The sequence below is a fragment of the Sphingopyxis indica genome (assembly GCF_900188185.1).
GTDB classification, from domain to species: domain Bacteria; phylum Pseudomonadota; class Alphaproteobacteria; order Sphingomonadales; family Sphingomonadaceae; genus Sphingopyxis; species Sphingopyxis indica.
Genome location: NZ_FZPA01000011.1, coordinates 84,212 through 102,671 on the forward strand (window position 1 = coordinate 84,212; position 18,460 = coordinate 102,671).

Consider the following 18,460-nt stretch of genomic DNA (forward strand, 5'->3'; position numbering starts at 1 on the left):
GCCATTCCCGCTCGACAGGCGCCCCGCCGGACGGGGACTGGCCGCAATCATCGCGGCAAAGCCGCGGCCCGAGCGCAGCGTGGGGACCCTTTACGGGTTGATTGAAGGAGGCCGGGCCTCGGCCAAGGGATCAGCGACAATCGAGAGCGGGGATGGCCCGCCCCCATGCGGCAGCCCCCATGCCGCCCAATCGCCCCCTTGCCGCCGCTTCCCGGCGCCTGACCGAATTCTTACCGACACGCCAAACCAGCGATCCCTCACGCCGATCAATCATGATTTTCGAAGCGCCGCGACATGCGGCCCGTCAGGGTGATCCCCAACACAGTTGCCCATTTCGCCAGGGTCTGCCGGGCCGAACATGCCGAACGGCGGCCCGAAGACCGCCGTCCATCGACAGAAGGGAGAAACCGGCTCCGCCCGAGGGCGGAGCCGGGTGGCTGTCAGGCCGGCGGGTTCCAGATGATGACCTTCTTCATCGGGTCGTCGCCCGGCGCATTGGCGACATTGCCGTAGATGGTCCCGAATTCGGGGGCCGACATGGTCACCGACACATATTCGGCGCCGTTGCTCTGCGAGAAACGCTTCCAGCCGGCGCCGAGCTCGAAGCCGTTCTTGCGGCTGAGGATGCGGTAATCGGGCTCGTTTTCCTTGGTCTTGCGGCCATTGGGCACGATCGCGATCGGCGCGGTGACGTTGAGGGTGGCCAGCGTGCCTTCGAAGCTGCCGTCGGCCTTGACGTTGAGGTTGGCAATGGTGGGCATATCAAATCTCCTTCGCTTGCTCGGGGACATCCCCGATGGCGCCGGAAGAAGGGGCCGCGAGCTGCCGTCACCGAGCGGCACGCGAGGGCGAACCCCGCATGGGGTTGACGGCCAGAGGCGAGCCGGACCCGCAAAAGGGCGACAGGAAGGGGTGACCTCGGGCAGGCCAAGGAGCGTTGCCCAGGCTGCCCAAACCTAGTCGATGCGCGATGCACCGTCAGGTCCGAGCGGGCTCCGTCGCTGAGATCTCGCAAGGGAATTCCCGCGCTACGAACGAGGAAATGGTGCAACCCTCAGTGCGACAACGGGCGGAGAAGAGGGCAAAATTTGTTAGGGTAAACAAGGCCGACAATTGCCGTTCCAGGCCCAAAATTCGTTCCAATGGGCCTCGACGCCTGCGCGAAGCGCCCGAGAAGAAGGCGCTCTTGGCGAGCCCGCAGCCGGGCGGCGTGCGCGCGGGCCTGGGGGCCAGCCGCCGTCCGGCAAGGATAGCGAGCCGAGTGCGCCGCGCGGCCCAAAACAACGTGCGGCCCCTGGCGCCGCCTGCCGGCGCCAGAGCACGCCCAATTCAGCCGCGCTCGATTTTGCCGGCCAGTTTCCGGACGTTCAACCGTTGTAGCGAATGACTGGCCCTGGCTCCCCGCAGAGGCCGCACGGACCTCTCAACCGCTCGAAACCTCCGGTCCCGCTCGCCGAACTGGTGACGACACTCGCCTGTGCGATCGACGAGAGGTCGAGCCGGTCGGCGATACATTCGTCGCAAAGCGGCGTCCCGTCCATCCTGCGGACCAGTCCTGCCACTCGTTCTGCGATGGTCGGCCGCTTGGTCATGATGCTGCGATAGTCAGGCAGATCGGCAATCGGAAGCCCCCTGCGAGATTGGTCGCTAGCTGCCTGACGGCTTTGGTGCCTGAATTGGGAGAAGCAGCCACTAGTGATTGCCGACCCGCTACCGCATGAACCCACCCGTCAGCGATAGCCCTGCTCGTCCCACGTTCTCCGGCGGGGAGGCTAAAGAAGAAATCGGCTCCGAATTTGAGATGCAAACGATAGCGGTACCGACCTGGGACCGAAAATCAGTTTAGGCTTTGCGCGGAGCAAATGCTAAGCAACAGCGGGGCGGTCTCATAGACCGAAATGGGGGAGCGATGTGACGATAGCGGCTGCGACTTTGGCTCCTTTAGGCGAGGCGGCAACAGCCTTCGACAGTCTGCGGGTCCGTGCGCGCGGTAACGACGTCTTACTTATCGATCGCGCCGGACGCTTCTTGTTAGTGAATCCACAGCTGGCTGCGCGATATGAGTCCGGTCAACTCTCTGCCAGTGATGAAGATTTTCTCGCGGAGCGCGGCCACTTTCCTCGGTCCGAGCTGGAACGATTAGCCGGAGCCTATATTCGCGGGCGACGCCAAGTCGTGCCCGGAGCACTGGATTATCTCATTCTGGTTCCAACGCTGCGCTGCAATCTCGCGTGCAGCTACTGCCAGGTGTCGCGCGCGGCGATCGATGCGCGGGGCCATGACTGGTCTTCGGCGACGCTCGCCGGGGTGGAGGCGCTTGTTGGGGGGTTGACCGGGCCTGAAGTGAAGATCGAATTCCAAGGCGGCGAACCCACGCTGCGCCCCGATCTCATCAGGGCAGTTATCGACGCAGTGCCAGCGGAGATCCAGGCGCAATTCATCATCTGCACAAATTTGCAAACGCTCAACGACGAGGCGATGGCGCTATTCGACCGCGATGATGTCCAGATCAGTACCTCGCTTGACGGCCCGCTAGCGGTCCATTCACGCCAACGTCAGGTTGACGCCGGCGAGGCCAAAGGATTTCATGCCAATCTCAGGACGCTGCTCGCGCGCTATGGTCCGGGCAAGATTTCGGCACTGCCAACCATAAATCCGCTTTCGCCGCCCGATCCGGAGCAGCTGATCGACAGCTTCGCCGAACTCGGCCTTGATTCGATCTATCTGCGCCCGATCAACTATCAGGGTTTCGCGCGCAAGCGGCACCCCGCATCGCGGGTCAACGGCGACCAATGGCTCGCCTATCATGCAGCCTTCGTGCGCCGCCTGATCGCACGAAACTGGATCGACCGCAGCCGCGTCCTTGAAGAAAGCTATTTCAGCCTGCTCCTGAGGCGCATCTTTCGGCCAGGCGAGGATCGCCACGTCGACCTCAGAAACCCCAATCCGATCGGACGCGACTATATCGTGGTCGACCACGACGGATGCGTATATCCGACCGACGAGGCCCGGATGCTCACTCGCGCTGGCATCATCGATCTTTCGATCGGCGATATTCACGCAGGGTGGGATACGCCGGAACGCGCGGCCCTCGAAGCGGCCGCCACCAACGATGGCGACCCCGCTTGTGAAGCTTGTGCTTATCAGCCTTATTGCGGCCGCGACATCATCGACGACATCGCACGTTATGGACGAATTGATCTGCCGCGCGAAGAAACCGACTTTTGCCGCCGCCACCTATATCTGTTCGATCTTGCCTTCGAGCTCATTCACTCCGATGACCCCGCAGTGCAATATTCGCTGCGTCGCTGGCTCGGATTAGCCGGCGAAACCGGCGCGCTGGCGGCGCCATGATCCCGCTCGTCCTAAACGCCGAGAGCGATGCCGAGGCGCCGTTCGTCACCCGGCTCGCTTCGCGTCGGTCGGCCGATCCCCGCGAGAGCTTTTGTCTTTCCTCCACGCCGACCCAAAGCCTTTGGTGCGGGATGGAAGGCTTGTTCACATTGGCTCATCCAATGGACGCCCTCACCGGCGACGTCGTCCTCGTGGACCCTTCCGCCCGGCGGGCCGAACGGCTTCTGCGTGCCGGTTCGCCGCACAACAGCCTCCTTGTCACCGAACAATGCGATCAGCTTTGCGTCATGTGTTCGCAGCCGCCGAAGAAGACGCATCGCGATCGCTTCGAACATTTCGAGACGGCGTGCCGGCTTGCAGAGCAGGGCAGCGTCATAGGCATTACTGGCGGCGAGCCCACGCTCCATATGGGCCCTTTGCTTGCGATGATCGAGCGATTGCTCGCCGACCGACCCGACCTTGGCTTTCATATTTTGAGCAACGGACAGCATTTCGATGCGGCGAACACGGCGCGCCTTGCCGGACGGCTTCGCACGAACATCGTCTGGGGCATCCCGCTATATGCCGCCGATGCGCCTCTCCACGACCATATTGTCGGCAAGCCCGGCGCGTTCGAGCGGCTGATCGCGAGCTTCGCGCATCTGCTCGTCGCCGGGGCGCGGATCGAATTGCGCACCGTCATGCTTGAAGACAATCTCGATGCGCTCGCGGGCCTTGCCCGGTTCGTCGCGCACAATCTTCCCCATATCGAACAATGGTCGCTCATGGGGCTGGAGAATATCGGCTTCGCGCGGCGGCGCTGGGACGCGCTCCACGTCGATCTCCGCGCACGCTTCGCGCCGGTCGGCAACGCGCTGGATCAAGCGAGTCTCTACGGCGTGCCCGTCCGGCTGTTCAATATCCCGCTCTGCCACATTCCGCCCGAGTTCCGCGATTACGCCGTCGCTTCGATCTCCGACTGGAAGCAACGCTTCGCCCCGGCGTGCGAAGGCTGCGCCGCGCGCGCAAATTGCGCGGGCTTCTTCGAATGGCATCCCGATCATCTCGTCGAGAAGGTAGTACCGCTGTGAAGAAAAGACGTTTCCTGATCTCGGGGCTCGTGGCTGCCGGTATCGCTCCGCTGCCTCCGGCACAGGCCACGCCCGCAGGATTTTCTCCGACCGGCGATGGAGGCGATGGCGACAAGGACGAGATGGTCCGCAAGTTTGCGCAGGACCATCGCTTCACGCTGGCACAGCATCGTTCGCATTCAAGCCATGCATCGCATAGCAGCCATCGCTCAGGCTCGAGCGGACGCGCGCGGGCGCCGGTCTATACTCCGCCGCCGCCGCGTAAGCCGGTGACCCGCCCGGCACCTGCCCCGACGCCATCTCCGCGCAATGAACGCAGCACGCCGCCCTCGTCGATCCTGCCCTCGTCGCCTGCGATCGCCCCGCAGAGCTTCTATAGCGAGCCCTCCGCGCAGCAAATTCGCGACATCGTGATGCGCGTACAAATCTCGCTCAAGGCCTATGGCTATTATGATGGCGGCATCGACGGCATGGCCGGACCCCAGACGCGCGAGGCGTTGAAGCGTTTCCAGACCGACTATGGCCTCAAAGTCACCGGCACCATCACTCCCGAAGTTCTCGATGCGTTCAAGATTTCAACCTGAGCGGATCGCCACGCATCTCGTTGCGCTGCTTGTCGGCGCGCTGATAGCCTGGCTCGCCCTGCCGCTGTGGCGCGAGATGGTGATGGGCTGGAACCAGGAACGCTATGGGCTTCTCGTCGAACAATGCGACGGCGCGATGCGCGACCACTATCAGGCCAAGCAGACCGCCGCACTCGCGCCATCGGCCGATGGGGCGCGCGCACTAGCCGCGAGCGAAATCGGTCTCATCATCTGTCAGGATTATGACCTCCACCAGAAGAAACTTCTCCAATGGGGCCTGAGCGAGAACGAGCTCGCACAGATGCGCCTGCGGGCGATCGAGGCGCGGGCAAGCGATCTTCAGGAAGTGATCGAGACTCATGAAATCCGTTTCTAACGCGACACTGCTCAGCGCGGCGCTGTTCCTCACCGCCTGCGATGCACCTCCCTCCGATGGATCGCAGGCGTCCGCAGAACCGGCGACTGACACCATGCGCATGGCGGCGCTGCGCGACGCCGCGATTGCTTCGGGCTTCGTGCGCGCCGAGGCGCTCGCGATCCCGGTCGATCCGGCGCGGCGCGATGCGGGCCGCCTGATCTTTGCGTCGACCAAGATGAGTCTCAACCAGAGCATCAGTTGCCGCGATTGCCATCTCAACGAGTTCGGCTCGACCGATGGTCTCCCCAACGCCGTCGGCGCCGGCGCTGTAGGTCATGGCGCGGCGCGCATGGCGAACAGCGAGGGGCCCATCCTTCCGCGCAACGTGCTTCCCTTCTGGGGCCGCGGCAGCAAGGGGTTCACGACTTTTTTTTGGGACGGCAAGGTCAGCGTCGAGGATGGGAAAGTCGTCAGCCAGTTCGGTGACCGCGCCCCATCTGGCGATCCGATGGTGGTCGCGGCGCATCTTCCCTCGGTCGAGCTGCGCGAAATGATCGCCGATACACCTACGGTCCGCGACACATTGGTGACCGAAGATGTCGATGCGGCGCGGACGGTGCAGGACGAGCTAGCACGCCGTTTCGCCGACGATGCCGAGATCGGTCCGCGCCTTGCCGCTGCCTATCGGCTGCCCGCCGGCAAGCTGGCTTTCGGACATGTCGCCGATGCACTTGCGGCCTTCATTCGCGACGAATTCCGCATTCGTCCCACGCGTCTCGAGGCATTCGTCTTTGACCGCGGCCAGATCTCGCGCACCGAGCTGGCTGGCGGTTTGCTGTTCTACGGTCGCGGCCGCTGCTCCTTTTGTCACAGCGGTCCCTATTTCAGCGATTTCGACTTTCATGCCGTTGCCTTTCCCCAGGCGGGCTTTGGCAAAAATGGCTTCGGCATTGATGAAGGCCGGTACAATGTCACCCTCGACCCAGCCGATCGCTTTCGCTTCCGTACCCCGCCGCTCTACAATCTATCGAGCACCGGTCCCTATTCGCATTCGGGATCGGTCGTGCGCGTGGAGGATGCGATCATCGCCCATTTCGACCCGCTGCGCCTTATCGACACTAAAGACATGAGCATCCGCGAGCGCGCCGACCTTTATTCGCGGCTGGGACCCGCGTCGCGCGAGCCTCTGCCAAGCGCGCTTACCGATGCCGAAGTCCGCTCGATCGCGGCATTTCTCCGGATGCTCGACTTCAAAGGCCCTAGCTAAGGGGTTCGTCCGAACCGCGCGCGAGCGCATCCAGCCGCGCCGCGATCGCTTTCCACATGGCAATGCCTTCGCTGTCACTCTGAAGCGCGAGCGCGCCGATCCGCTCGGCGACATGGAGCGCCGCGCAAGGCCCATATTGGTTCTGCACGGCAAGCGCGCACGCCCAGACATGCCGCTCCGCGGTCAGGGTGTCCTCAGCTGCCAAACCGAATCCATATCTCCCACGCAATATTGCCGAACACCCAGGCACAGAGAGCGCAGCCGAAGGCGACGACGAGCCTTTCTTTATGGGCTGCGCTCAATCGCATCGATGACCCTCCCAATAGCGCTCCCATTTGGCGGCATAGCCATCGCGCACCATTGCACAGGATAGGTCGCCCGAACGCGGCGAAATACAGAAGGCGGCCGTTCGATTGCCTCCCGCGCTGCCATGCGACATGCACTGCATCGCCGGGCCGGAAACGAGCATATGTCCCGTGGGGTTGGGGCCGCGCGGCTCCCCGACAAGCAAAACGAGATGGTCACGCGCTTTTTGCGCGTCGGCGTCTGGGCAGGGATGTCCGGGGCTGCAACTTCCGTCTATCTCGCGCGCGGCAATACCGGCTAGCCGGACCCGTGGCCCTTCCGCGCACCAAATCGGGCCGTCGCCATCCCACACGGCGGTCGGCGTGCATGTGAACACACTTCCGTTGGGCACGACGGCTACGGTCCACAACAACAAGCTCAGAATCGTCATCAGTCCCCCTAGCAAGCGACGGTAACCGATCAGAGCATCGGGTCAATGCGGTCAAGCGGCGTCTCGATCAAGCGATGGCGTTGGTCCGCAAGTTCAGGCTGAACGGCGCTGTTCAGACGCAGGGTCGCCAAGCCATTGTTGTACCCGACTTTGGCCGGTGCACGAACCACTTCGTGGATTGGCGCTAGCCTCGATGTAAAGCAGCCCTTCGATCGGCGCGCCTGATTGAACGAGGGCCACCACAGGCAGACCCTTTCGACTCCTTTACCTGAGGAGTCGAACGATGAATGAGCTTGTACAGATTGGCCCGATCAGCCCGCTACGCCAGCGGCTGATCGACGACATGACCATGCGCCGCTTCTCGAAGGAGACGCAGCGTAACTATCTGCGCGACGTCGGACGGTTCGCGACCTGGCTGGGGCGCTCGCCGCACACCGCAAGCGCCGAGGATATCCGGCAGTTCCAGATCGAGCAGCAACAGGCGGGCGTCCCGGCGCCGACCATGAACAGCATCGTCGGCGCGCTGAGGTTCTTCTTCACGCACACGCTCGACCGCCCCGATCTCGCGCGCAAGCTGGTCCGCACGAGGCAAGTTCGCAAGATCCCCCTCGTGCTGACGATGGCCGAGGTAAAGCGCCTGCTCGATGCGACGCGCTCCTTGAAGCACCAGGCCGCGCTGTCGGTCGCTTACGGCGCGGGCTTGCGCGTCGCCGAGGTGTCGGCGCTCAAGGTGACCGATATCGACAGCAAGCGCATGCTGCTGCGGATCGAGCGCGGTAAAGGCGGACGCTACCGCAACGCCATGCTGCCCGAAGGCCTGCTCCTGCTCCTGCGCGACTGGTGGCGCGCGGGACGACAGCAGGGCATCCTCGTTCCCGATGGCTGGCTCTTCCCCGGACAGAGCGCCGCGGTTCCGATCAGCACGCGCCAGCTCTACCGCGTCGTCGTCGAAGCCGCCGAGGCCGCCGATATCGACAAGCGCGTCGGGCCGCACACCCTGCGCCACAGCTTCGCCACCCATCTGCTCGAGGACGGCGTCGATATCCGCGTCATCCAGGCGCTGCTCGGCCACGCCAAGCTAAACACCACCGCCTTCTACACCCAGGTCGCGACCAAGACGGTACGGTCGATCGTCAGCCCGCTCGACAGGCTCGCGCTCGCATCGCCGAGCGAGGAGGCACCCGACGGTTAGGGTTCGTGCGCGCCTCACTCGAGGTCGCCGACATCTTCCGTGCCGCTGGCCCCGCATATCGCACGGCCCATGCCGGGCACCTCAGCCTGCATCAGCTGAGGATCATGTCGGCGATCGAACATTGCCGCACCGCCGCGCTCGGCGGTCATGTCGAGGCCTGTACTGACTGCGGGCACTGGCGGATCGCCTATAACAGCTGCCGCAACCGGCACTGCCCCAGGTGCCAGGGCGCTGCGGCGCGCAGCTGGCTCGAAGCGCGCGAGGCCGACCTCCTCCCGGTCGGCTATTTCCACGTCGTCTTCACCCTCCCTGCCGAGGTCGCCGCGATCGCCTTCCACAACAAGGCGCTGGTCTATGACCTCTTGTTCAAGGCGGCGGCAGATACGATGCTGACCATCGCCGCCGATCCGAAGCACCTCGGCGCCCGGATCGGCATCACCGCCGTCCTCCATACGTGGGGCTCGGCGCTCACCTATCATCCGCACATCCACATGATCGTGCCTGGCGGCGGCATCTCGCGTGATGGGACACGCTGGATATCGGCGCGCCCCGCCTTCCTGCTCCCGGTCCGCGTGCTCGGCGCGCTTTTTCGCCGCCTGTTCCTCACCCGGCTGCGCGCGCTGCACGATGCCGGCAAGCTCGCTTTCTTTGGCAGCCTCACGCATCTCGCCGAACGACGCGCATTCCTGCGGCACCTCTCGCCGGTCCGCAAAAAGCGCTGGGTCGTCTACGCCAAGGCCCCGTTCGCCGGCCCCGAAGCCGTGCTCGCTTATCTCGCGCGCTACACCCACCGCGTCGCCATATCGAACAGCCGCCTCCTCCGGTTCGACAAGGCCGGGGTCACCTTCCGCTACAAGGATTACCGCAAGGCCGGCGCCGGACGGCAGCAGGTCATGACGCTCGCCGCCGACGAGTTCATCCGTCGCTTTCTTCTCCACGCCCTGCCGCGCGGGTTCCACCGCATCCGCCACTATGGCCTCCTCGCCAGCGCACACCGCAAGGATCATCTCGAGCGCGCCCGCCGTTTGCTCAGCGCCGCGCCTCCACCGGCCGCCGACTCGATCGATGAGCCCGAGGCCCGGCCGCTGTGCCCGTGCTGCGGCGGCACCATGGTGATCATCGAGGTCTTCGAACGTCGCTATCAACCCCGAGCGCCGCCACCGCCATCACTCTCATCCGGAACACAGGCGCCGTGATCCGGCACGGCTCATCCATTCCCGTACCCGGCGCAGCCCTGCGTCCGGAAGCGGACACACTTGCGCTCGCCCTGCCCAAAAGCAGACGCCGCTATATCAAAATCGGCCCGTCCGCTTTTCGGCGTCCGCTTTTGCAATCTAAATTCAGACGGTCCGATCTCAGATACGTCCGATTTTGGGCAGCAACGGCCAGCACCACGAGCAGCGCAAAACAGCTTTCCCCATAGCTCAGTCCATGCGGCCCGCGGTTCGGGCACCGAAGACTTTCCGACGCCTGGCGGCGTCCGAAACTCTCAACGATAACGGACAGGCAGCTTTCACCAGCAAACGGACGAAAGCTGCCGCTAAGTTCCGGCAGCCTTACCCACTACTTCTCGCCAATCATAATGGGGTTGCACTGAGCGCAATGCCCATTGTCGACAGCGTGCTCGTCAGATTTCTCGCCGCCGATATGTTCAGGCCGAGGGAGAAAATTCATGAGCCCCCCAAGTCAGCGGCAGGACGATCGGCAGTATTCCGGATTTCAGGTCACGCAGTCGGAGGGCGTAGACATCGTGACGCTCGACCGGCCCCACAGGCTGAACGCCATCGATTCCGCCATGGCGCACGACCTTGCCAACTATTTCAGGGATCTGCGCAACGACGAGGCGTGCAGGGTCGTCGTGATGCGCGGAGCGGGCCGCGCCTTTTGCGCCGGGGTCGATCTGAAGGCGACAGAGGGATCCGCGCCAGACCAGCAATTCGGTAATGCGGGAGTCCGCGCCGAACTCGCAATCCAGCGGGTCAATCGCGAATTTATCCTTGAGATGCGACGCTGTCCGCAACCGATCGTCGCGCTACTGCATGGCGCCGTTTGCGGTGCAGGCTTCGCGCTCGCGCTCGCCGCCGACATTCGCCTCGCCGCGGCTGATACCCGAATGAACTGTGCGTTCGTCAACGTTGGTCTCGGTGGGTGTGACATCGGCGTCAGTTACCTGCTTCCACGGTTGATCGGCGCCTCGGTCGCCGCCGAGTTGATCCTTACGGGCGACTTCATCCATTCTGACCGCGCACACAATCTGGGGTTGGTGTCGCAAATCGTGGCAGACGTGGAAGCGCTTGAAGGGGCCAGTGCAGCCTATATCAAGCGCCTGCTGAAGGTCGCGCCGATCGCGCTGCGGCTGTCGAAAGAGGCTTTGCGTCACGCGATTGACGCACCGTCGATCGACGCGGTGATCGCGATGGAAGATCGCAACCAGACGCTCTGCGCACGGACCGAGGATTTTCATGAAGCGATGCGCGCCTTTTTCGAACGACGCGATCCCGTTTGGCGTGACGCATGACACAGCAATCGAAGGCAACCGATCCACGCCTCGCGCTCGGGCTCCTGCTCGCCGTTTATAGTTTCAATTTCATCGACCGGACGGTCATCTCGATTCTCCAAGAGCCGATCAAGGCAGACCTTGGGCTCAGCGACACGCGATTGGGGTTGATATCGGGCACTGCTTTTGCCCTTTTTTATTCGGTGCTGGGTGTCCCGGTCGCCCGGATCGCCGAATGGGTCGACCGCCCCCGAATTATTGCCGTCGCGCTTGCGAGTTGGTCGGCGATGACGATGCTGTGCGGTGTCGCGACCAACTTTTTCCAGCTCTTCCTATTCCGCGTCGGTGTCGGGATCGGTGAAGCCGGCGGGACGCCGCCAGCGCATGCTTTGATCGCCGACCTTTTTCCCACTGAGCGCCGCGCTACGGCGATCTCGATCTATTCGCTTGGCGTCCCGCTGGGCATATTGTTCGGCGCTGTCGCGGGTGGGGCGCTCGGCGAGGCGCTGGGCTGGAGAGCCGCCCTCATGCTCATGGGGGCACCTGGCCTACTCCTCGCGCTGCTGGTCCTCATCGTCATTCGTGACCCGCGATCGGCAGCGCAAGCTGCGGCAGCCGACCGTGCCGCGGTTCCACCGCTTCGTGCCGTGCTCACGCACTTGCTGGCGCGCCGCGCGTTCATCCATCTCACGATCGGAATCACCGCCGCATCGACGGCGGGTTACGGAATATTGGCCTTCACCGCCCCTTTCTTCATGCGACAGTTCGATATGGGACTTGCCTCAGCCGGCTATACGACCGGCCTGATTTGGGGCGTCGCAGCGGGCGTTGGGACCCTGCTTGGCGGCCTGCTCGTTGACCGGGCAATGCGCCGCGACCGGCGTTTCGGCGCATGGATCCCCGCCGCAGGTCTCGCGCTTGCCGCACCCCTGTCGATCGCCGCTTATCTTCAGAATATGCGCGAGGCAGTCATCGCGCTCCTGCTCGTGTCGGGAACAGCGCAGTTTCTTTATCTCGGCCCAACCTATGCGCTGGTCCAGACGCTCGCCCGCCCTGCCATGCGCGCAACCGCAAGCGCGCTGGTCCTGTTGGTCGTCAATCTGATCGGGCTGGGCGTGGGACCGCCGCTGACGGGCTGGCTCAGCGATTATTTCGCCGCGACATCGGGCACCGGCTCCGCCGACGCCAGTGCCGCCGGCCTGCGCACCGCCTTGATCGGGACCGCGACCTTATTCCTTTGGAGCGCGGTCCATTACGGCATCGCGGCGCGTCACCTGCCCGGCGATCTGCACCGTTCCGAATAGACGGGTCGCGATCCGTTGCCCGTTACGCAACGGCCGTTGGGATGTGCGCGATACCAGCCCATCGCCAACCCGCCTACGACGGACGCAGGAAAGGCGCTCCTATGAACGAACTGGCTGTTATCGAAACGAATTTGCAGGCGCAGCTGCTCGACGGTCCGATCGTGTCGCTACTCGAAAAATGCGTTGCGGGACTGCGCGCGCCGTTGTGGATCAGCCCGTTGACCGGGGGGCGCTCGAACCCAACCTATCGCCTTCGCGGACAAGGCGGCCGTTATGTCCTGCGCAGCCGGCCAAGCGGCGCCCGCGCATCGTCGGCGCACCGGATCGATCGCGAAGTGCGCGTCCTGCGCGCGCTCCATGGGTCGGACATCCCGGTCCCCCAGGTGCTGCTGCACGTCACGGACCCGCACTATTTCGGCGAGCCCTTCTACCTCATGTCCTTGATGAACGGCGAGGCGGTGGAGGATGCCGCCCTGCCAGATCACTCCCCTGCCGCCCGGACCCAGGCCTATGAGCAGGCCATCGATATTCTGGCCAGACTCCATCGCCTGTCTCCCGATGCAGTCGGCCTCGCGGGATTCGGCGCGCCAGGAGATTATAACCGACGACAGTCGGCACGCTGGGCGGATCAGATCGCTCGCGATGGACAGGAGCCACCGGCGCTTCGCGAACTCGCGGACCGGCTTGCGAGCGCTCTCCCGGCCCAGCAGCGGACCCGTGTCGTGCATGGCGACTATCGATTCGGCAATCTGCTGCTGCAGGGCGCTCGAATCTCGGCGGTGCTCGATTGGGAACTGTCGACGCTTGGAGACCCCTTCGCCGATCTCGCCTATTTCCTCCTTGCCTTTGACCTCGCGCCGACGGGACAGATATTGCCGGGCGTCTCCGGCCTGCCACTGGGCGATCTGGGCATTCCCGACCCACAGGCGCTTTGCGATCGCTATTGCCGTGCGACTGGATTCACCCTGCCCGCAGACTGGCAATCCTATCGCGCCTTCGCGCTGCATCGCACCGCGGCGATCGCCCACGGCGTTTTCTGCCGCAACGCCGATGGCCCCATTGCCGCCGACCAGCGCGGTCAGATCGAAACGCTCGCAGAAATCGGACTCGCCTATCTGGACGGGTCGTCAACCAATCGAAAGGACAGCATTCGTGGATTTTGAGTTTTCCGACCGCTGCAAGGCGCTGCTCGCGCGGCTACAGAACTTCATGGAGAAGCATGTCTATCCGAACGAAGGCGTGATTTATGACCAGGTCTTTGCCCAGCCCGACGATTTTCGCCGCTGGGAGCCGCTGGAAATCCTCGAGGAATTGAAGACCAAGGCGCGCGCGGCCGGATTGTGGAACCTGTTCCTTCCCGACAGCGAGTTCGGCGCGGGTCTCGGCAACCTCGACTATGCGCCGCTCGCCGAAATTATGGGGCGATCCTATTGGGCACCGGAAATCTTCAACTGCGATGCGCCGAACACCGGCAATATGGAAGTGCTCGTGCGATACGGAACCCCGGCGCAGCAACAGCAATGGCTCGAACCCTTGCTCGACGGCCGCATCCGGTCGGCGTTCGCGATGACCGAACCCGCAGTGGCATCGTCCGACGCCACCAATATCGGCACCCGGATCCGCCGCGACGGCGACGAATATGTCATTTCGGGCCGAAAATGGTGGACGTCGGGCGCGGGCGATCCGCGCTGCAAGATACTGATCGTGATGGGGCAAAGCGATCCCGACAATCCCAATCGCCACGCCCGCCAGTCGATGATCCTGGTGCCGACCGAGACCCCCGGCGTGCATATCCGCCGTTATCTGCCGATTTTCGGGGTGAGCGATGCCCCGCACGGGCATATGGAAACGATCTTCGACGACGTCCGCGTTCCCGCTGACAACATGCTGCTCGGCGAAGGCCGGGGATTTGAGATTGCGCAGGGGCGGCTGGGGCCAGGGCGCATCCATCATTGCATGCGGCTGATCGGCGTCGCCGACCGGGCGTTGGAACGCGCGTGCCGCCGTCTGTCGGAGCGCACGACCTTTGGCGAACTGGTCGCCGACCAGTCGCTATGGCGCTTCCGTATCGCCGAGGCGCGATGCCGGATCGAGCAGGCGCGGTTGATGACGCTGAAAGCCGCGTGGATGATGGACGTCGCAGGGAACAAGGCCGCGAAGGCCGAGATTGCGATGATCAAGATCATCGTGCCGCGGATGGCCGCCGAAATCGTCGACATGGCGATCCAGGCATTCGGCGGCGGCGGCTTCGCCGACACCGCGCTGACGATGGCCTATGTCTATGCCCGCACGACGCAGGTCGCAGACGGACCCGACGAGGTTCATTCGAACCAGCTCGCAAAGTTCGAGCTGGCGCGCCACGCGGTAGCAGACCCCGCGAATACGGCCGGCGAAGCGGCGGTCATGGTGGCGCAAGGGCGCGACTATCAACGATTGGAAGGCTGGTCGCTCGGCGTGTGACGCCCGGCCTTCACGGCATCGGGCGCGTGGTGTAAGGCGAAGGAGGGAGGCTTGAGCAGAACCATCCGACGTCAGGCACCTCCACTCGAGGCGATCGAAGCCTTCATCCTCGCGACGCGCTCGTCGAGCTTTCGCGACGCCGCCGATCGGCTTGCGCTCAGCCCTTCCGCCTTTTCGCGGCGTATCCAGGCGCTCGAAGCTTTCGTTGGCGTTGCGTTGTTCGTTCGCGACAAAGGGTCTGTTACGCTGTCGAAAACGGGCGAGCGCTATCTGCGGATGGTCGAGCCGGCGATCGATTCGATCCGCCGCGCAACCGTCGACCTGCAGGCCGAGCGCGGCGGCATGGCGCTGCGTGTCGTCGTGCCGCAATCCTTCGCGATCGGCTGGCTTATTCCCAATTTGCCCGACTTTCAGCACAAGCATGCCGACGTAAAGGTCGAGCTGCGCATCGGCCGCGACATCGATGATCTGCGCCGCGGCCATGCCGACGTCGCTATCTATGTGGGGCCTGGGAATATCGGATCGATGCCGGCGATCCGCATCGCGCCGATCAACGGGGTTATGGTTTCGGCCCCGGTGCTCGCGTCGGGTTCCGCGCCGCCGACCAGTCTGGCAGAGTTGCCCAATGTCGACCGGCTCGCCGTCTATCGTCCCGAAGGTTTGTGGGAACGCTGGCTGCGCAACCTGAAATATGATGGCCCACCGCTCGCGCCGCCGACCTATTTCGAAGCGCAGTTTCTGATGTTCGAGGCAGCGGCTGCCGGGCTGGGCGTGGCGATCGTAGCGCCAATTCTGGCCCATCGGCTGCTCGATCAGGGCCGGCTGGTGCGCCTAGGCGCCCATGAAGCGCCGCTGGGCATCGACTATTATCTGGTGTCCGCCGACGAGGCGGTGCAGCGCCGCCCCGACGCCATCAAGTTCCGAAAATGGATCGGCGAAGGTCTGGCGCGCTTTAGCTGAGCCGGGTCAAGCTCCGGCATGATTCAGTCGCAGACCCGGGCGCGGCCAGCGCATCGACACCACGCGCCCGATGCCCGAAAGCGTGATGTAGGCGGTCTGCATATCGCGGCCGCCGAAGCAAATGTTCGTCGTGAAAACATCCGGTGTCGGTACGAATTCGACGACATCGCCCGTCGGCGAAATCACCGAAATGCCCGGCTCGCCGATCGTCGCGACGCAGATATTGCCGCATTCTTCGACCGCGAGGCTGTCGAAAAAGCGAAAACCCGCCGGACGATACAGGAAGCGCCCACCATGGCCGAACAAATTTGCGTGCGGCACGATCTCGCCCGGTCCTGCGATCTCGAACGCCCAGAGCTGGCAAGTATAAGTTTCGGCGACATAGAGGGTGCGTCCGTCGGGCGAGAGTCCGATACCGTTTGGATTTTCGAGCGGAAAAATGACTTCGCGGATTTCGCTGCCGTCAGCGGTCGCATAGAATATGCCGACGCGGTCGCGCTGGCGGTGAAAGCTCTTGCCATGGTCGGTGAACCAGAAGCCCCCATGCCGGTCGAAAACCAGGTCGTTGGGCCCACGCAGCTGAACGCCATCGGCCTCGCGATAAAGTGTGCGGACCTCGCCGGTCTCAAGATCGACGCGCTGGATCGAGCCGCCCGCATAATCGCTTGCGGGGCCCACGGGGACATTGATGCCATGGAGCTCGACATCACCGAACTCGAACCCGCCGTTGTTGCAGATGTAGATCGCGCCATCGGGGCCGACGGCGGCACCATTGGGGCCGCCCCCCAACGCAGTCAGTTGATACCGCCGGCCTGCCGCGTCGATCCGCGTCAGGCATTGGCTGCGAATTTCGACCAGCAGAAGACTGCCATCGGGCAGCGCGATGGGTCCTTCGGGAAAGCCGAGGCCCGACGCAACGATGTTGAATTCATCCATGACCGCCAGCCTTTTGCATAGAGGCATCGCGCAATTCCTTGCGTGACAATTTGCCCGCCGCCGTTCGCGGCAGCTGGTCGTGCAGATCGAGCCGCGCCGGCAGTTCGTGGCGGCCAAGCTTGTCGGCGAGAAAGGCGCGGAGCCCGTCCAGCGTCAGCGTCTGGTCCGACCGCAGTTTGACCGCCGCGACCGCAATCTCGCCCCGATAGGGATCGGGCGCGCCGAACACGGTCGCTTCGGCGACCGCTGGATGCTCGTAAATCGCATCCTCCACCACGCGTGGATAGACATTGAAACCGGACGAGATGATCAGATCCTTCATCCGGTCGACGAGATGGATCTGGCCGTCTGCATCGGCATAGCCCATGTCACCTGTCAGCAGATGATGTCCGGAAAAGGCTGAGGCACTCTCCTCCTGGCGGTTCCAGTAACCGCCAAAAATATGCGGGCCGGAGATCGCAATCTCGCCAACCGTGCCGGGCGCGACGGGATTTCGTTCGCCCTCCAGCGCCAATATGGCGATCGACGCGCCGGGCAGCGGATGGCCGATGGCGCCGGGTGGGCTCTTGTCGCCGACGCGACCCAGCGTTCCCGCACCGCAGGTCTCGGTCATGCCCCAGCCGACGATCGGCGGCCGCCCAATCAGCGCGGCCATGCGGTTGGCAACCTCGCCCGGCAGGGGCGCGCCGCCCGACACGCACAATGTGAGGGAAGACAGGTCATGATCGCCGATGTCCGGACACTCGAGAAGCGCGACGAACATGGTGGGAACGCCGAAGAAGAAATTCGCACCGCCGCGACATATATCGTCGAGCACCTGCTCTGCGTCGAACCGGTCGCGCAGCATGATCGTCTCGCCGTTGGCGACTGCACGGAGCATGACGCCGGCCAGTGCATAGATATGAAACAGCGGCAACACGCCGATATGCCGCGCCTCGCCCCGTCGCCATGCCGATCCGGCGGCAATCGCTTCGTCGAACATCGCGACAGCGCTCCGCAGATTGCTGTGCGAAATCATCGCCCCCTTGGGCGTCCCGGTCGTGCCGCCGGTATATTGGATGAGCGCCAGATCGTGCGACGCACATTTTGCGGCGGGGCAAGTCGCAGGCGTGACGATCGCCGCGTCGAGCGACATGGTTTGACCGCTTCCAGCGATCAACGACCCGCTGCCCGTCCAATACTCGTCGCTACCGATGAGCAACAGGTCGATCAGGCCTTCATCGAGCAACGCACGTGCTTGCACACCGAAAGGCTGCTGATCGAGCGTCGCCAGGACACGGGCGCCGGTGTCGGTCAGCTTGAAGCGCAGTTCGCGCGCCGCATCGAGCGGCGAGAGATTCACGACGGTCGCGCCCAGCCGCATCGCGGCAAAGAAGACCACCGGATAGTGCGGCGTGTTCGGGAAATAGAGCGCCACGACATCACCCTTCCCGACGCCCCGACCGGCAAGCGTAGCTGCCACATGTTCGGCCGCTGCCGCCATCTCGGCAAAGCTGATCGCACGGCCCCGAAACTCGAGCAGGGCCCGATCCGCGTGCTGCGCCGCGGCATCAAACAATAAATGGCCCACCGACGAAACATCATCGCGAACTAGCGTCGGAATTTCGGTCGATACCATGCGATGCCCCTCCCTTTCGGCCTACGCTCCAGTCCCGCCCACTATAACCGCCTTCCGCGTCGAACCTGTTGCTGAGCGTGCAACGGTGTTTGCACCCGGCGCGGGCGAAGCATTGTGCGGCGCG

At 63.9% G+C, this 18,460-nt stretch carries 18 protein-coding genes; 13 read left to right on the forward strand and 5 right to left on the reverse strand.

The genetic code is table 11. The features are described 5' to 3' along the window. Nucleotides 1-440: 440 nt before the first annotated feature. Nucleotides 441-761, reverse strand: coding sequence for a DUF736 domain-containing protein (locus tag CHB69_RS14555; protein WP_058456001.1), 321 nt, complete (start codon nt 759-761; stop codon nt 441-443). Nucleotides 762-1,367: 606 nt separating this feature from the next. Beyond that, nucleotides 1,368-1,592, reverse strand: a complete 225-nt coding sequence (locus tag CHB69_RS19790; RefSeq protein ID WP_141133998.1) for a hypothetical protein — start codon at nt 1,590-1,592, stop codon at nt 1,368-1,370. 319 nt (nt 1,593-1,911) lie between these two features. Here CHB69_RS19790 and CHB69_RS14560 point away from each other — a divergent pair, with 319 nt between their 5' ends. The 5 genes from CHB69_RS14560 to CHB69_RS14580 all read left to right on the forward strand — a co-directional run bounded on the left by CHB69_RS14560 (nt 1,912) and on the right by CHB69_RS14580 (nt 6,633). Continuing rightward, nucleotides 1,912-3,354: a radical SAM protein gene (locus tag CHB69_RS14560; RefSeq protein ID WP_245836825.1), complete on the forward strand. Its 1,443-nt coding sequence runs from the start codon at nt 1,912-1,914 to the stop codon at nt 3,352-3,354. 161 nt (nt 3,355-3,515) lie between these two features. Next, entirely contained in the window at nt 3,516-4,424 is a 909-nt protein-coding gene (gene hxsC / locus CHB69_RS14565) for a His-Xaa-Ser system radical SAM maturase HxsC (RefSeq protein WP_245836826.1), read from the forward strand. Further along, complete coding sequence (gene hxsA / locus CHB69_RS14570) at nt 4,382-5,008, forward strand: His-Xaa-Ser repeat protein HxsA (RefSeq protein ID WP_089216807.1); 627 nt, start codon at nt 4,382-4,384, stop codon at nt 5,006-5,008. The genes hxsC and hxsA overlap by 43 nt, the downstream gene beginning before the upstream one ends. Further along, entirely contained in the window at nt 4,986-5,384 is a 399-nt protein-coding gene (locus CHB69_RS14575) for a TIGR03982 family His-Xaa-Ser system protein (RefSeq protein WP_089216747.1), read from the forward strand. The genes hxsA and CHB69_RS14575 overlap by 23 nt, the downstream gene beginning before the upstream one ends. Then, the gene (locus CHB69_RS14580; protein ID WP_212541937.1) at nt 5,368-6,633 is read left to right on the forward strand and encodes a His-Xaa-Ser system-associated MauG-like protein; all 1,266 of its coding nucleotides are present in this window, start codon (nt 5,368-5,370) and stop codon (nt 6,631-6,633) included. The genes CHB69_RS14575 and CHB69_RS14580 overlap by 17 nt, the downstream gene beginning before the upstream one ends. Here the strand turns inward: CHB69_RS14580 and CHB69_RS14585 are convergent. Continuing rightward, complete coding sequence (locus CHB69_RS14585) at nt 6,626-6,838, reverse strand: DUF6961 family protein (protein ID WP_245836827.1); 213 nt, start codon at nt 6,836-6,838, stop codon at nt 6,626-6,628. The two genes, CHB69_RS14580 and CHB69_RS14585, sit on opposite strands and share 8 nt — an antisense overlap. A 225-nt stretch (nt 6,839-7,063) precedes the next feature. Here CHB69_RS14585 and CHB69_RS20805 point away from each other — a divergent pair, with 225 nt between their 5' ends. From CHB69_RS20805 to CHB69_RS14625, 8 genes are all read left to right on the forward strand, one after another. Next, nucleotides 7,064-7,240 carry a hypothetical protein gene (locus CHB69_RS20805; protein ID WP_170935576.1) on the forward strand — a complete coding sequence of 59 codons (177 nt, stop codon included), beginning with the start codon at nt 7,064-7,066 and terminating at the stop codon, nt 7,238-7,240. A 412-nt stretch (nt 7,241-7,652) separates the two neighbouring features. Then, complete coding sequence (locus CHB69_RS14595; RefSeq protein WP_089216749.1) at nt 7,653-8,561, forward strand: tyrosine-type recombinase/integrase; 909 nt, start codon at nt 7,653-7,655, stop codon at nt 8,559-8,561. A gap of 5 nt (nt 8,562-8,566) precedes the next feature. Then, nucleotides 8,567-9,757: an IS91 family transposase gene (locus tag CHB69_RS14600; protein ID WP_089216750.1), complete on the forward strand. Its 1,191-nt coding sequence runs from the start codon at nt 8,567-8,569 to the stop codon at nt 9,755-9,757. A 476-nt stretch (nt 9,758-10,233) separates the two neighbouring features. Then, nucleotides 10,234-11,079: an enoyl-CoA hydratase/isomerase family protein gene (locus CHB69_RS14605; protein WP_089216751.1), complete on the forward strand. Its 846-nt coding sequence runs from the start codon at nt 10,234-10,236 to the stop codon at nt 11,077-11,079. Next, nucleotides 11,076-12,362, forward strand: coding sequence for a spinster family MFS transporter (locus tag CHB69_RS14610; protein WP_089216752.1), 1,287 nt, complete (start codon nt 11,076-11,078; stop codon nt 12,360-12,362). Before CHB69_RS14605 ends, CHB69_RS14610 begins: the two co-directional genes overlap by 4 nt. Nucleotides 12,363-12,463: 101 nt before the next feature. After that, nucleotides 12,464-13,525, forward strand: a complete 1,062-nt coding sequence (locus tag CHB69_RS14615; protein ID WP_170935577.1) for a phosphotransferase family protein — start codon at nt 12,464-12,466, stop codon at nt 13,523-13,525. Next, entirely contained in the window at nt 13,515-14,822 is a 1,308-nt protein-coding gene (locus tag CHB69_RS14620; RefSeq protein WP_089216754.1) for an acyl-CoA dehydrogenase family protein, read from the forward strand. The genes CHB69_RS14615 and CHB69_RS14620 overlap by 11 nt, the downstream gene beginning before the upstream one ends. A 51-nt stretch (nt 14,823-14,873) precedes the next feature. Further along, the gene (locus tag CHB69_RS14625) at nt 14,874-15,782 is read left to right on the forward strand and encodes a LysR substrate-binding domain-containing protein (protein WP_089216755.1); all 909 of its coding nucleotides are present in this window, start codon (nt 14,874-14,876) and stop codon (nt 15,780-15,782) included. Between the two features lie 6 nt (nt 15,783-15,788). On the opposite strand, the gene CHB69_RS14630 is transcribed toward CHB69_RS14625, so the two are convergent. Then, nucleotides 15,789-16,718, reverse strand: coding sequence for an SMP-30/gluconolactonase/LRE family protein (locus CHB69_RS14630; protein WP_089216756.1), 930 nt, complete (start codon nt 16,716-16,718; stop codon nt 15,789-15,791). Continuing rightward, the gene (locus tag CHB69_RS14635) at nt 16,711-18,336 is read right to left on the reverse strand and encodes an AMP-binding protein (protein WP_089216757.1); all 1,626 of its coding nucleotides are present in this window, start codon (nt 18,334-18,336) and stop codon (nt 16,711-16,713) included. The genes CHB69_RS14630 and CHB69_RS14635 overlap by 8 nt, the downstream gene beginning before the upstream one ends. Between the last annotated feature and the right edge of the window lie 124 nt (nt 18,337-18,460).